General features: G+C 60.1%; 1 protein-coding gene. It reads right to left on the minus strand.

Translation table 11 applies throughout. The features are described 5' to 3' along the window. Nucleotides 1-268, minus strand: a 268-nt coding sequence (locus SB786_RS36455) for a thiamine pyrophosphate-dependent enzyme (RefSeq protein ID WP_410731614.1), incomplete at both ends; no start/stop codon positions are given.

Below are 268 nucleotides of genomic sequence, written 5' to 3' on the forward strand. Positions count from 1 at the left end.
TTGTTGAACACCGCGCAGATCCATGTCGGGCTCTGCCACTGACGCCAGTATTTGGCGACCGTGATCAGCTCAGCCATATTGTTCATCTGCATCGCACCATCCCCGACCAGTGCAATCACGGGGTTCTGCGGGTGGGCGAACTTGGCGGCAATCGCATAAGGCACGGCCGCGCCCATGGAGGCCAGGCCACCGGACAATGAGCACTGCATACCGCGACGGATCTTCAAGTCACGGGCATACCAATTGGCGCACGAACCGGAATCGCTGG

Origin of the sequence: Burkholderia sp. SIMBA_062 (assembly GCF_046534765.1) — a bacterium.
Taxonomy (GTDB): domain Bacteria; phylum Pseudomonadota; class Gammaproteobacteria; order Burkholderiales; family Burkholderiaceae; genus Burkholderia; species Burkholderia ambifaria.